General features: G+C 63.7%; 13 protein-coding genes and 1 pseudogene. 9 read left to right on the top strand and 5 right to left on the bottom strand.

Annotation, left to right across the window (positions count from 1 at the left end; genetic code table 11):
• Positions 1-94 precede the first annotated feature (94 nt).
• From HZB23_00810 to HZB23_00795, 4 genes are all read left to right on the top strand, one after another.
• Positions 95-2,980 (top strand): toprim domain-containing protein, encoded by a 2,886-nt coding sequence (locus HZB23_00810; GenBank protein ID MBI5843190.1) that lies wholly within the window; start codon positions 95-97, stop codon positions 2,978-2,980.
• 65 nt (positions 2,981-3,045) lie between these two features.
• Complete coding sequence (locus tag HZB23_00805) at positions 3,046-3,816, top strand: hypothetical protein (protein MBI5843189.1); 771 nt, start codon at positions 3,046-3,048, stop codon at positions 3,814-3,816.
• Positions 3,813-4,091, top strand: coding sequence for a hypothetical protein (locus HZB23_00800; protein ID MBI5843188.1), 279 nt, complete (start codon positions 3,813-3,815; stop codon positions 4,089-4,091). The genes HZB23_00805 and HZB23_00800 overlap by 4 nt, the downstream gene beginning before the upstream one ends.
• Before the next feature lie 100 nt (positions 4,092-4,191).
• Entirely contained in the window at positions 4,192-4,722 is a 531-nt protein-coding gene (locus tag HZB23_00795) for a hypothetical protein (protein MBI5843187.1), read from the top strand.
• A 248-nt stretch (positions 4,723-4,970) separates the two neighbouring features.
• On the opposite strand, the gene HZB23_00790 is transcribed toward HZB23_00795, so the two are convergent.
• The 5 genes from HZB23_00790 to HZB23_00770 all read right to left on the bottom strand — a co-directional run bounded on the left by HZB23_00790 (position 4,971) and on the right by HZB23_00770 (position 7,251).
• Positions 4,971-5,360: a type II toxin-antitoxin system death-on-curing family toxin gene (locus tag HZB23_00790; protein ID MBI5843186.1), complete on the bottom strand. Its 390-nt coding sequence runs from the start codon at positions 5,358-5,360 to the stop codon at positions 4,971-4,973.
• Positions 5,361-5,363: 3 nt separating this feature from the next.
• Positions 5,364-5,591: an AbrB/MazE/SpoVT family DNA-binding domain-containing protein gene (locus HZB23_00785; protein ID MBI5843185.1), complete on the bottom strand. Its 228-nt coding sequence runs from the start codon at positions 5,589-5,591 to the stop codon at positions 5,364-5,366.
• Positions 5,592-5,705: 114 nt separating this feature from the next.
• Positions 5,706-6,671 carry a tyrosine-type recombinase/integrase gene (locus tag HZB23_00780; GenBank protein ID MBI5843184.1) on the bottom strand — a complete coding sequence of 322 codons (966 nt, stop codon included), beginning with the start codon at positions 6,669-6,671 and terminating at the stop codon, positions 5,706-5,708.
• On the bottom strand, positions 6,625-7,029 hold the full coding sequence (locus tag HZB23_00775) for a hypothetical protein (GenBank protein ID MBI5843183.1): 405 nt from the start codon (positions 7,027-7,029) through the stop codon (positions 6,625-6,627). The genes HZB23_00780 and HZB23_00775 overlap by 47 nt, the downstream gene beginning before the upstream one ends.
• 30 nt (positions 7,030-7,059) lie before the next feature.
• Complete coding sequence (locus HZB23_00770) at positions 7,060-7,251, bottom strand: hypothetical protein (GenBank protein ID MBI5843182.1); 192 nt, start codon at positions 7,249-7,251, stop codon at positions 7,060-7,062.
• Positions 7,252-7,404: 153 nt separating this feature from the next.
• Between HZB23_00770 and HZB23_00765 the strand changes: the two genes are divergently transcribed.
• The 5 genes and pseudogenes from HZB23_00765 to HZB23_00745 form a co-directional block, all read left to right on the top strand.
• Positions 7,405-7,683 (top strand): hypothetical protein, encoded by a 279-nt coding sequence (locus HZB23_00765; GenBank protein MBI5843181.1) that lies wholly within the window; start codon positions 7,405-7,407, stop codon positions 7,681-7,683.
• The gene (locus HZB23_00760; protein MBI5843180.1) at positions 7,680-7,958 is read left to right on the top strand and encodes a hypothetical protein; all 279 of its coding nucleotides are present in this window, start codon (positions 7,680-7,682) and stop codon (positions 7,956-7,958) included. Before HZB23_00765 ends, HZB23_00760 begins: the two co-directional genes overlap by 4 nt.
• An 8-nt stretch (positions 7,959-7,966) precedes the next feature.
• Positions 7,967-9,484 carry a hypothetical protein gene (locus tag HZB23_00755; protein MBI5843179.1) on the top strand — a complete coding sequence of 506 codons (1,518 nt, stop codon included), beginning with the start codon at positions 7,967-7,969 and terminating at the stop codon, positions 9,482-9,484.
• Positions 9,485-9,703: 219 nt separating this feature from the next.
• Positions 9,704-11,149 (top strand): annotated as a pseudogene (locus HZB23_00750) (hypothetical protein).
• Between the two features lie 77 nt (positions 11,150-11,226).
• On the top strand, positions 11,227-13,743 hold a 2,517-nt coding region (locus HZB23_00745), incomplete at its 3' end, for a minor capsid protein (GenBank protein ID MBI5843178.1).

The raw sequence follows: 13,743 nt of genomic DNA, 5'->3' as shown, positions 1-13,743 counted from the left end.
TTGGACGCCCCGGGATGGGTGTGCCCGCCTATCCGGGCGGACGACCGCAGGACGTCTCTGTCCCAACTGTTCCACTGAGAGGTTTTCAAAACCCATGGCCCGAATCCAAGACGAACAGATCGAAGCCGCGCGGAACGTCTCCATCGCTGATGTGTGGGTGCGCCTTGGCCTGCCCCAGGTCAGGGCGGGCACGGCGTTCCACTCGCCGTTCCGGGAGGACAGGAACCCTTCGTGCCAGTTGGGCGGCGAGAAGAACATCTTTTACGACCACGCGACGGGCGAGTCCCTGGACACCATCGCCCTGACCCGCAAGGTGCGCGGCTGTGACTTCGTTGAGGCCGTGGCCTTCGTGTTGTGCCGCACGCCGGAGGACCTGGCAGGGAAGAACGATTCCCGCGGGTCCCGCGGGTCACGTTCAGGTCTGCCCCCAAGCCCGGCCCCGGACGCCATAGAAGAGCTTGCCAGGGTGCGCGGATGGAAGCCGGAAGCCCTGCGTGCTCTCGGTGCCGAGGCTCGCAACGCTCAAGCGCCCCGCGAGGTGCATTTCCCCATGCGGGACGCTTCCGGCAATCGGATCGGCACACGCCGGCGGCAGGCGGACGGACGTCCCTTTTCGGACGGCGGCAAGGTCAAGTGCATCCAGGGTTCCAAGCAGGGGCTGCTCTGCCCGTGGCCTTTTCCTGGCGGGCAGGAAGGCCCCGTGCTCGTTGTGGAGGGCGAGGCCGACGCGGCCGCGGCGCTTTCTGCGGGCTGGAAGGCCGTGGTGGCCACCCCCGGGGCCCAGCCGTCCAAGGAGTTCCTGCGCGAGCTGCAACTGCTCCTCGCCAGGCGCGACGCGGTGATGTTCCCGGACCCGGACGAGGCTGGCCGCAAGTGGCTGGCCAGGGTGGGCAAGGCCCTGCTGAACGCACAATGCCGGGTCCGCTTCGTCCCTTCGGCCGATGAAGACCTGGACAAGCGCCTTCGGCGGGAGGGAGCGCCCGAAAAGACCCTCGCCGGCATGGTCGAGACCGCCTTGCCCTTCGAGTCGAAAAAGAAGGAGACACCGAATCCCAAGCCGCGAAAGAGTGACCTGCCCGAGGTTCAGGTCAACAACCGGCAATTGCGGGACATCATCGCGGACTCCTGGGCCGCGGTCCATGCGAAAAACGATCCTTCGGTCTCGTCCGGGGGCCGCCATCCCTTTCTGTTCCTGCGCTCGGGCGCGCTTGTGCGCCTCTCCTCGGGCGAGCACGGCCAGGAGATCGAGCCGATGGAGGAGTCCTCGGTCTTCGGCATGCTGGCGCGCGTGGCGGACTGGGTCCGCGTGACGGACGAAGCCTGCATCGACACCTCGCCGGTGAAGGACGTGGCCAGGGACATGCTGGTCTACCCGGACGAAAAGTTACCGCCGCTGGATTCCGTGGCCACGACTCCCCTGTTCGGAGCATCCGGAGATCTCGTCACCAAGCCGGGCTATCACCGCGCAGAGCGCCTGTGGTTCCAGCCGGAAGATGACCTTGGAGACCTCAATGTTCCCGAGTCGCCCACACCGCAAGACATCGAAGAGGCGCGGTCGCTCCTTATGGATGAACTCCTGGTGGATTTTCCTTTTGTGGGCGAGTCGGACCGCACGCACGTCGTGGCTGCCATGATCCTGCCCTTTGTCCGGCGCATGATCGAAGGCTGCACGCCCATACACCTCGTCGAGGCCCCCATGGTCGGCTCCGGAAAGGGGCTTCTGTGCAACCTCATCTACCTGGTGGCCACCGGCAGCGTGTCCGACGGACGGACCCTGGCCTCCCAGGACGACGAGGCCCGCAAGATGCTCACGGCCGAGCTTTCCAGGGGAAGGCCCATCATCCTGCTCGACAACACGGACCAGCGCAAGAAACTCGACTGCCCCTCGCTCGCGTCGGTCATCACCTCCGAATCCTGGACGGACCGGCTCCTGGGAAAGACCGCCATGCTCACGCTCCCGAATCGTGCGCTATGGCTCGTCACGGGGAACAACCCGGCGCTCTCCATGGAAATCGCCCGGCGCTGCATCCGCATCCGAATTGATCCGCGGGTGGACCGCCCTTGGCAGCGGAGCGGCTTCAAGCATCCCGAGGTCGTGGAATGGGCGAAGGAGAACCGGTCGCGGCTGGTCCGGGCCGTACTCGTTTTCGTGCGTGCGTGGATCGCGGCCGGATGCCCTATGTTCGCTCAAAGGCTCGGCTCGTTCGAGCGCTGGTCCGGGGTCATCGGTGGAATCCTCGACGTCGCCGGCATCCGCGGCTTCATGGGGAGCCTGGAGGACCTCTATGAGAATGCCGACGCCGAAGGCCAGGTGTGGCGGGAGTTCACGTCCGAGTGGTGGGACGAGTTCGGCGCGGCGCCCATGAAGGTGGCGGATTTGAATGACTTCTGTGAGTCGCGCAACCTGATGGTTTCGGCGCGCGGGGAAGGCTCCTACAGGTCCCAGGAGACCCGCCTGGGCTTCGCCCTCAGCCGCGATAGGGACCGCATGTTCGGCGGCTTGCGGGTCACGCGGGTCATGACGCACGGCAAGCACAAGGGCGGAGCCTGCTACGCCCTCGTCCAGGAAGGCCCTGGTCATGGATTTGAAAATGGGGACGTTGGGGACCTTTGGGGACGTTATGGGGACGTTCAGTCCAAACGTCCCCACGAAGTAAATGAAGTAATAACGAATTGTTATGCTGAAAATGGGGACGTTGGGGACGTTGAAGGCGATTACAACGCGGGTGAGCGCGCACACGCGCCCGCGCGAATATATACGCGCGCGCCCGCGCATGCGCAGGTGTGCGTAACCACCTCAAACGTCCCCAACGTCCCCATGAATTGTCTAACAGCTTGTAATAATTCACAAGAAGCCATGGGGACGTTTATCGGCAACGTCCCCACAACGTCCCCAAAGGTCCCCATTTCCCGGAACGGGCCGATCGACCTTGCCCTGATCCCGGACGGCATCGAGCCGGAGGAACCCGAGCCGCCGTGAAGCCTCCGGTCTGGAAGCAGGCGATGCAGCAGATCCCGGAACTCTGAACCACGAAGGAAAACGCCATGAATACCTCCGAAGCCGCGGTAATGGATGCGCCCCGCACCGGGAACGCAGACCCTGCCCCGGCGCTCTTCATCGCAACGACACTGGACTCCTGGGAAACCGACAAACCCCGCTACTTCGCCCGGGACGTGGGAGTCTGCGGAGTCCGCTTCCGGCGGCTCGACCCGGAATACTACGCATGGCTCAGGCATAAGATGGAGTGCGCCAGGAAAGCGGCCCAATCCGGCAGGCTGCCCGCCTTGGCCTTCGACGAGCTGCGGACCCGCTTTAACGAAATCCATGCCTGGGCCATGAAGCATCTGGGCGAGGCAAGCCTTCTCGCCGCAGTCAAGTCGCTGGACCCCAAGGACTATGCCCCGCCCGAGAACGGATCGTTCTACCCCGTATCCGAAGATTCCACCTTCACCCGCCGCAGTGCACATATCCAACGCGAACCCGCAGCCCCGCCCTACATGTTCCCCAAGGACGGGGACTGGCCGAACCATCATCTGGTCCCGCCCTCCGCCGTGGCCAAGGTGGACGCCGTCCGGGATCGGGCGCTCTCCCTGGGCTGGTCCGAGGCCCGTCTCTACCGAAACCGAGGCAGGTTCCGGTTCCCATTGGGCGAGGACTACGGCCTGGTCTGCTTCCTGGAAGAAAACCAGCGCATCGGAGAGGTTACCCGACGATACATCGAGATCATCGGACCGCCCCCGCGGAAAAACGTCCTGCGCTTTCACAACCCGGACGTGGACCAGCCCTGGCTGAAAAAATCGGAGGCCAAGCAATGAAGAAAAGAAAGAACTACGCCAACGCGAAGGACGTCCTTCCCCCGGAGCTGCTCAAGGAGGTCCAGAAACACTATTCCGGCCTGCTCTGGATACCCGCGCCCGGCCGCTTCTATCAGGAGCGCCGGGACCTGGTGGTCGCCCTGCACCTACAGGGCGTAAGCACCGCCGAGGTATCCACCCTGGCCGGAGTGACGACCCGACGGGTCAACCAGGTCCTTGCGGAATACCGGAAGGGAAATCAGGCCCGACAGATCGGCCCGGCTTCCGGTAGGTAACAAGGGGGTGTTCAGAAAGATGTGTGAGTGGGCGTGAAATGGTTGCGAAATCCGCCTCCCGCCCCCAACCCCTCGATATGAAATCAAATTTGGTGTGACCATGCCCGACGACAAGGCCGAAAAAAAGATCACCAAGAGCGGCAAGGCCCGTCTCGACCGCTGGCACAGCAATGCCGCCCCCGAGGAGGAGGTCCGCAAGGCCGCCAAGGAGAAGGAAGGCCGGGGCGCGCCTCCAGGGAACCTGAACAGCCTGCGCCACGGCATCTATGCCGACCGGTTCCTCTCTCCGGAGGAGCGACCGTTGTTCGAGGCCATCATCGGCCAACTCTATCAGGACTTCGTGTTCAACAAGAGCTCGGACTTCATGCAGGTGGAGCTGGTGGCGGTCTACTTCCTCAAGCTGGGCAGGGCCCAGGAGACTGGCGACTGGGACGCGGCCGAAAAGCTGGACCGGATGATCCGCTGTCACCTGAAGGACCTCAAGGCTACCAAGATCGCCAGGGAGGGTGAGGCGGCCAAGGGACCGGAGACGAGCCCGGCGGAGTGGGCAACTACCTTGCTGGAAAAGCTGGCGGATTCCCGCAAGGAGCCGGAGCAGAAGACCACTGGACGAAAGAAAACGGAAGAATGATTGCGGATAACACCAGGCCGGAGAAAAAACCAGCCCCGGAAACACAAGGGTCTCCGGCGGTCACCGGTTGTGGAATGCAGTATAACCAACCTTCTTTGTTATCCGTAATCTTCGAGGCCTTCAAACAATGCCGGTGGAAACCCTACGATCGATTCCTGCGGAGACTCCAAATGCGTTTGCGGAGGAAGGGGAAATTTTTCTTGATTGAAATTTCCATTGGAAGAGGCGGGGGTAAGTTTCAGAAAGGCTCAGAAAGGCTTCGACCATTCGCGGATGAACACCGCGACCCGGGCCTTGTCCATCTCGCCTCGGGCGACGGCCAGAACCATTTCGGCAAGATCGTCTTCCGGGGCGGTGAAGTCATAACCGTTAAGATCGAGAAAGACCAGCGCGGCCACAACCCCCGCCCGTTTGTTGCCGTCCACGAAGGGATGGTTCTTCACCAGGTGGAAGAGATAGCTTGCCGCCATTTCGAAAATGTCCGTGTGCAGGAACTCGCCGCCGTAAGTGGCGGACGGCATGGCGGCCGCGGATTTCACGAGGTCCATGTCCCGTATGCCGGGGCTTCCGCCGTGACGGGCGATCTGGTCCCGGTAGATGGCGAGCACCTCGCCAAGGCTCAGGAATTTCGGGTCCATGGATTATTCCGAGAGCTTTTTCAATGCCTTGGGGTACCGGGTGTTCACCTTGTCGAGGGCGGCCTGGAAGGCTTCTTGCCGATCAGCGTCCCTGACCGGGGAGAGGATAAGCACCTGCCCGTCGGTGGTCACGTCGAACGGCGTGCCGGCGTCAGCGCCAAGAAGCTCCAGGACGGGCTTCTCGATCACCAGGGCCAGGCTGTTTCCGTGCTTGGTAAGTGTCTTGATCATAGGGCGAGCCCTCCATTTCGGTTAATACTATGTTGCTACAAAGATAGAACAAAAACGCGGCCCGGTCAAGAGCCGCCTTCGAGCCTCAAACGCTCGCATTCAAGGTCCGAGAGACTAAAGCCGTTCGAGGGCTTCCTCCAGGGCGCCGTCAACGAGGTGGGTATAGATTTCCGTGGTGGAAATGTCCCGGTGGCCCAGGGCCCGCTTGACCAGGAGCAGGTCGGATGTGGCCGCATAGAGGTGGGTGGCGAACGTGTGCCGCAGGCTGTGAGGGCTCAAGTCCTTTTCGATCCCGGCCTTGCGGAGCCAGCACCTGACCCGGTTGGCTACCTGGCCCGGGGACACGCGGGTCCCGCGGTTCGAGAGGAACAAGGCCCGGCATTCACCGTCGCCCTGGCGTCGGCGTTCAATTAAGTAGGTCCGGAGAAGGGAGCGCAGGGTGGACTTTAGGAACTTCACTTGGGGGACCCCGCCCTTGGCGACCACGCGCAGGTGCTTGGCGTCGAGGTCAACGTCCTCCATGTCCAGGTTGACGAGTTCCTGGAGACGGATACCCGTCCCCAGGAACAACTCGATGATGACCCGGTCCCGGACGGCAGGCGAGGTGGACCTTCCCCGAAGCTCCTTCAAGAGCCTTCGCTTCTCGGCCTCGGTCAGGAACCTGGGCGGCGTGCGGGGGAGTCTGTGCAGGGTCAGCGACCCGGCCGGATTGTCCCGGACAAGGCCGCTTCGCGTGGCCCAGGCGAAGAACGACCGGACCGCGGCCTTGAATCGGTGCATGGACGCCGGCGACCGGACCTCACCCTTAGCAGAGGTCGCCACCCCCGGCGAGGTCAGGACCTCGTCGAGCATGGCACTGGTCACGGCGTCCGGGGCGATTCCCGGATGCAACCGAGAGAGCACGCCCGCCATGCACGAGAGGTCGCGCAGGTATGCGCTGATGGTGTTCCCCGAGCGGCCCTCGGCGGCGAGCCTTGTTGCGAAGGCTTCCAGGGCGTCTGCGAACCCGGGCCGCTCCTGCGCTCCCAACGGTTCAGGGCTGCTCAACAACCGGAGCCTCGGTGCCGACGTGTTCGTCATCGCTCTGGTTTCCTTTCTTGGCGCTCCGGCCCATGGGGGTGACCTTGGGCAGGGGCAGCTTCTCGATGCGCCCGGTCTCCTTGGCCCAGACCAGGAACATGCGGAGCACGCGCCGGGTCTTGTCCACCGTGGGCTTGGCCCGCTCGTTCCCGTTGGGGAGCTTCAGGAGCGCGTCAGACTTGAAGAACTTCCCCACGTGTGGAGTCAGGATCGTTGCGAGCTTGCGGTCCTTGCCGAAGAAGGCTTCTATCTGCTCGAAATCCTTCGAGTACGTATAAAGCGTCCGGTCCTTCTTTCCCTGCGCGCGCAGGTGTTCGATGTACTCCTGCGCAGCCTCGTGAAGCGTGCATTCAGCCATGATCTTTCCTCCTATGTTGGTGGTGGTTGTTCAACCGAGGAATGTGCTGATCTCCGCGAGCAGTTCCTCGACGTGCCCGAGGTCGCCGACATGGCCCCAGTTGACCGTTCCGGTTGCATGCCGGTCCAGCTTCTTTCGGATGGTGTCCATCAACCCGGCGACCTTTTCCTGCTGTTCCCGGTAAGCCGCCTGGGGGTCGTTCTCCTTCGTTCTTTTGGCCATGTGGGGTTCTCCTTGTTTCAACAGCCTGGATTTAAAGCCCTTTTTGAGTTCACATACAGGCTTCGACCACGCCCGAAGTCAAGGCGTTTCATGCACATTCAACGCGAAAGATGAGGCCCTACGCGGGCCGGGAGGTGAACCATGAGAAAGCAGATGGAAACGGTCTTGAAAGCTCTGTTGGTCTTGTCCCTGGCGGCGTCCGTTTTCGGGTGCGTCACCGTGGGACCGCCGCAACGCATCCAGGACGCCGTGCACACGGCGAACCGCTACATGCCCGAGTACGTGGCCGAGTCCAACAAGGCCCTTGCGGCTTCGGAGCACCCGGACCGGGAGCGGCTCACGGGCATCGGCACGCGGCTGGTTTCGGTGATGAAAGCCCTAGACCGCTGGGCGTCCGGGCAGGAAACAAACCAAAAGGAGGTGAATCCATGAAGGAAATCCTGGAACAGAACAGCGAGGCCGTCCGCGAGGCGGGCCGGCAGCTCGTGGAACTCGGAGCGGACCTGGCAAACGGGAAGATTGACGAGGCCCTGACCAGGTTCGACGAGGCCCGGCAGGCTTACCCGGAGTGGGACGATCTGGACCGGGCCAAGGCCGGCGTCGAGGGGGTGATCCGCGACCGAGAGGGAATGACCGGGGTGCAAAACGTGCTGGTGGAGATCGTCGGCGCGATCCTGGGTTCCGCGTTGAGGCCGAGGATGTCCTGATGGCGCGGATGTCGGCAAAGGAGCGGAAGCTCGCGGAAACCCTGGCGGACCCGGTCCTCTGGGGCCAGGCGTACCTGCGCAACCGCGACGGCGGGCAGCGGGTCTATTGGCCCCACCAGGCCGAGGACCTGCTCTGCCCGGACAGGAACATCATACACCTGGACGGCCGTGAGGCCGGGAAGAGCATATGCGTGACCACGGACGCCCTGCAATTCGCCTTCACCCGTCGCGGTGGACAGGGCCTCGTGGCCGCGCCGCACCAGGGGCACCTCGACACGCTGATCGAGGAGATCGAGTTCCAGCTCGACGCCAACTCTGACCTCATGGCCAGCATCGCCGTGACCAAGTACGGCAAGCTCAAGATTCACCGCAAGCCTTACTTCCGGCTCGAATTCACCAACGGCGCGATCCTCTACTTCCGTCCGGCCGGGGCCTACGGCGATGCGTTCCGGTCCCTGCACGTGGACCGGGTCTGGGTGGACGAAGGCGCGTGGCTCACCGAGCGGTCCTGGAAGGCCCTGCGCCAGTGCCTGAAATCCGGCGGCAGGCTGCGCATCTATTCCACCCCCAACGGCCTGCGGAACACGACCTATTACCGGCTCACCGGGTCGAGCCAGTTCCGGGTGTTCCGCTGGCCGTCCTGGCTGAACCCCGCCTGGAACGAGGAGCGCGAGGCCGAGCTGCTGGAGTTTTACGGCGGCCGGGACAGCTCCGGCTGGCAGCACGAAGTGGCCGGCGAGCACGGCAAGCCTTCCTATGGGGCGTTCAACGTCGAGCACCTGAACCTCTGCCGCCAGGACGTGGTGGAGTACCAGAAGGTGGTCGTCACCGGCGACGAGCTGCGCGGCTGCGCCACCGAGGAGGAATCCCACGACCGGCTGGAGATGCTGCTGAACCTCACGCCCCGAACCGGAATTTTCTGGATCGGCGGGGACCTGGGCTACACCAACGACCCCACTGAGATCGTGGTGTTCCAGGAGGTCGAGCTCCCCGAGCGCAGGATCACCAAGCTGGTCCTGCGGGTCCACATGGAGCACGTGGCCTATCCCCACATCGCCCAGACCATCGCCCTTTTGGACCGGTATTTTCTCGCGGCGGGCATCGGCATGGACAACGGCGGCAACGGCCTGGCGGTCGTGCAGGAACTTCTGACCCTGGACAAGTACAAGGACTTGGCTCTCCAGGGGCGCCTGCGCGGTTACGACTTCGGAGGCATGACCACGCTGGCCGTGCGCGACGGACACGAGATCAGGAAGCGGACAAAGGAGTTCATGACCAGCCTCATCGCCGGGGGACTGCAGCGCCGCCAGCTCGTTTTCCCCATCGAAGACCTGGAGATCGAGGATCAGTTCACGACCCACACCTACACCCTGCACGACGGCCGCGTGGTTTATTCCAAGGGCAACGACCACATCATAGACGCGGTGCGCTGCGCCATGCTCGCCCGGGAGCAGGCCGATCTCGACCAGGTAAACGAGGAGACGGTCTCCCTGGTGCCGCTGGCGACCGAGCCGGTTTTTATCTGATCTTGGAAGTGCCCAGACCCTGCCTTTTCCCTACCACCGACGTTTCTTCCACCCCTCCGGTAGATAACCCCAGGGGCGGGCTTTCCCCGCCCCACGGCGCGAATGTCGCGCCCACGAGGGCATCAAACCGAGAGGACTCCGGTGGAAGCACGATCCAACCCGACACCCGAAAGCCAGGTCTCCACGGCTGGCGTTGAACCATCCCTCCAGGCGGACGGCATGGTGCTCGTCCCCCTGGCCGCGGCCGCTGCTCTGGACCCTTCCGTGTTCAGCAAGGTCAATGCCTCTGAGGCCATTCCGGCGGCCTGGGAGGACCGGGCGCGCAAGGCATGGGAATATTACCTCGAAGAGCCGCTGGTGAAGAACTGCGTCAACTCCTGGCGGACCTTCGCCGTGGGCGACGAGATCAAGATCGCGGGCGACGACGAGAATGTGAAGCTGGAGGCCGTTGACCTGGTCGGGCGCCTGAACATTTCCGGGTTCGTCAAGGACATGGTCCTCCAACTCCTGGTCAAGGGCGACGCCGTTGGCTTCAAACGCTACACCAAGGACGGCAAGGACCTTGAAGAACTGGTCTGCGTCAACCCGGTCTCGGTCAAGGTCAAGTACGTCCAGGGGCGGCTCTCCGAGGTCAAGCAGGTCCCCGAGGAAAACCCGGGCGCGTCGGACGGCCTGACCCTTCCCGTCGAGCAGGTGCTCCACCTCAAGTGGGACGCTCCGGCCTTTTCCCCGCGGGGCAACTCGCTCGTGTTTCCCGCCTTCCAGTCCATCGAACTTTTACGCGACTACCGCAGGGCCGAGCAGGCCATAGCCAAGCGCTGGGCCACGCCTTTCCGGCTGCTCAAGGTGGGCGGTGCGTTCGGCCAGAAGATGGTCATGCCCGACCAGAAGATGCTCGAACAGGTCCGGGACATGGTCAACAAAATGGACCTGAAAAGCGGCCTGGTCGTACCCTTCTACGTCACGGTCGAGACGCACGGCACCGAGGGCCAGGTCTTAAACGTCGAGGACAAGGTCAAGGAGGTGAAGGAGGACATCGTCGTGGCGCTCGGCCTCTCGCGGTCACTGGTGGCCGGCGACGGCCCGAACTTCGCCACGGCCTCGGTGAGCCTCCAGAAGATGCTGGTGATGATCCGGGAGATCAAGCAGGCGGCCCGGATCATCCTGAACTGGATATTCAACGACTGGCTGGAGCTCAAGGGCTGGGAGGACAAGACCCTCCAGTATTTGTTCAACGACCTCGACCCCTCTGACGCGGTGGATTTCAAGCGCCTTTTGATCGAGCTTTACGACCGCAAGCTCATCAGCCGTTCGAGCCTGCAACTGAAGATGGACCTCGACCCGGACATCGAGGCCGCCAACCGCGAGAGCGAAAAGCGCTCGGTGGACCTGCTCGACGAAAAGCAGATCAAACCTATCGTCGATATGGTGACCGCCGGGATCATGGGCGTCGAGACGGCCCAGGAGATGCTCGGCCTGGACCCGGCCAAGAATCCAACGGGAAGCCGGGCCGAGGCGTCTTGGGCCGGGCCCTTCGCCCACGCGGACAAGGCGGACAAGATCTGCGACGACTGCTCGCACTTCGAGGAGGAGCGCAACCGTTGCCGGGTCCAGCGCAACGAGACCCTCTTCGACACCCCGGCCTGCCGATTCTTCGATCCCAAGACGGCCGCGAGGGAGAACGGCCCCGGCCGCGAGGATGAAGCGGATTCCCGTAAGACCGCGTGCCGGGAGTGCGGGGAATGATCGGTGCGCTCGCGGCCAAGCCTTCTTCCACCCAGGCCGAGGCCATACGCCTGGCCACGGAAAAGAGCGTCCACGCCCGGAATCTCTACGCGGAACAAACGGTCGCCGAACTGACCTCGATGCTCGCCGCTTCCGAGGAGGAGGTGCGCCGCGCAATCCTCCGATACAAGAGCCTCGGATCGCTTCCCGACAACAAGCTCGCGGCCCTCAAGGGGTTGGAGAAGCTCCAGGCCGACATCCGGGAGATCACGGGGAGCCTCCGCCGGGACCAGACCCTGCGCTTCCGCAAGGCCGCCAAGGCATCGTTCCGCCGGGGGATTTACGGCGGCATCGGAGAGTTCGCCTCGGCCCAGCTTCCCTTCTACCGGGACCTGACCCCGGAAGGCATGGACAAACTCGCCACCCGCGTCTTCACCCTGGTGGACACCGACGCTCTCGACTTCATGACGAATTACAACCTGGTCCTGGCCGGAGATGTGCACCGCGAGCTGGCGGACGGCATCAAGCGCGTCGTCATGGGCGGCGTGGCCACCGGGAAGGGCGTGGAGGACATCGTCCGGGACCTCGGGCGCGTGGTCAAGGACCCGGAATCCTTCCGCCAGGCGGGCTCCAAGGTGTTCACCAAGGCCCAGTACCGCATGGAGGTGATTGCCCGCACCGAGGTCCTGCGCTCCCACAACATGGGCCGGATCAAGTTCCACGACCAGGTCGGGGTCCAAAAGCTCGAATGGATGACCATGGAGGACGAGCGGGTCTGCCCGGTCTGCGGGCCCCTGGACGGCAAGGTGTTCGACACGGCCCGCTTCCCCCGCCAGCCTGCCCACCCCAACTGCCGGTGCACAAGCGTGGTCGCCTGGCCCCTGGTGATCTGCGGCGGCGAATTGGGGGCGAAGGCTGCGGACGAACCCGGGGCGTGCATCCTCCCGCCCCAGGCATTGGAGGAGCAGGCAAAGGCCAAGGCCGCAGAAGAGGCGAAGCTAAAGGCGGCCTTCGAGGGCGGACAGATCTCGGACCTGAACACCCTGACCGCCAAGCAGCTCCAAACCCTTGCCAAGCAGAACGGCGTCTCCATCGCCCGCACCAAGGCCGATTTCGTCAAGCTGCTGGACGCCGCGGAGCCGGGCGTGGATCACTCCACGCTGGCCGGAGCCGCGCTCGACACCAAGCTCAAGGAGCACAAAATCGGCCTGCTCCGCACCAAGGACGATCTGGTCCAACTCCTGGCCCAGAAACAGGCGTCCCTCAAGCAGGCCCAGCAGATTGCCGAGCAGATCAAGAAAGTTCCTCAGGCCGGCGGCCTCCACGACCTCACCGTGGCCGAGCTCCAGGAGGCGGCCAAGGCCAAGGGCGTCTCGCTCAACATGACCAAAAAGGACGTGGTCGACCTCCTGGACGAGCTTGAACCCGGCGTGGATCACACGGGGCTGCAGGGCGCGTCTTTGATCGAGGCCAAGAAGAAGCACCACATCGGCCCGCTCAAGAACAAGCAGCAACTCGTCAAGGCTCTGGAAAAGGCCGCCGGCGAGGAACTTGCGGAAAAGGCCAAGAAGGAAGCGGTCGAAGCCGCGGAGAAGGCCGCTGTCACCAAGGCCAAGCATGCCGTGGAGCAGGCTGCTGCCAAGGTGGTTCTGCCCCAGTCGCCGGCGGGATACAGCGACTTTCTCGCGGCGGTCAAAGAAGCGGAATCGGCGCTCGCGGCATCGCCCGGTCTTCCCCAGGAGATGCTCCATGGCCACGCCAAGGAACTCGCCCTCAAGAAAAAGCTCTTCCAGGACCAGGTGGGGTCCATGAAGGCCGGGGAATTGAAGAACCTGGCCAAGGACACCCAGCTCAAGCACTGGCAGTGGGCGAACAAGGACGAGCTGGTCACCCTGTTCACGGAGACCGACCCGGCCAAGATCGAGGCCGCCAAGGCCGGCATCGAAACCAAGCATGCGGCCTGGGCGGAAAAGCACGGCGGCAAGAAAAAGGCCGCCGCGCCCGAACCGCCGAAGCCGGCACCCGCACCGCCGAAGCCAGCACCCGCACCGAAACCCACGCCACCTGCGCCCCCGGTTTTCTCCAAGAAAGGCTCCGAGTTCGACGAGGCTGACTCGGCCTGGCTCGCAAAGGGAAAGTCGGGGAACTTCAATCTCGCTGGCAAGGCCAAGGTGGGCGGCGCCCACGAAAAGGAGTTCTGGACCGACGAGGCGGGCGACCGCTGGCTCTTCAAGCCGGTCGGGAAGGCCGAGGACGAGTTCATAGCCCACGGCGAGGAGGCCGCGTACAGGATCGGCAGGCTTATCGATCCCAACGCCGTGGAGGTCCGTACCATTCCACTTAACGGTCGCCTCGGCTCCATCCAGAAATGGCGGACAGACCTCAAGGAAAAGTTCGATTTCTCGGGCATGGACCCTTCCGACCTCACTACCCTGGAGATCGAGCAAATCCAGCGGGAGCACGTCATAGACTGGCTCATCTCCAACCACGACGGCCACGCCAAGCAGTTCCTGCGGGGCCGCGACGGCAAGGTC

Source organism: Deltaproteobacteria bacterium, assembly GCA_016235345.1.
Lineage (GTDB): Bacteria > Desulfobacterota > Desulfobacteria > Desulfobacterales > Desulfatibacillaceae > JACRLG01.
Note: the sequence above shows the minus strand (reverse complement) of the source record. Positions and strands in the feature narration are given on the sequence as shown.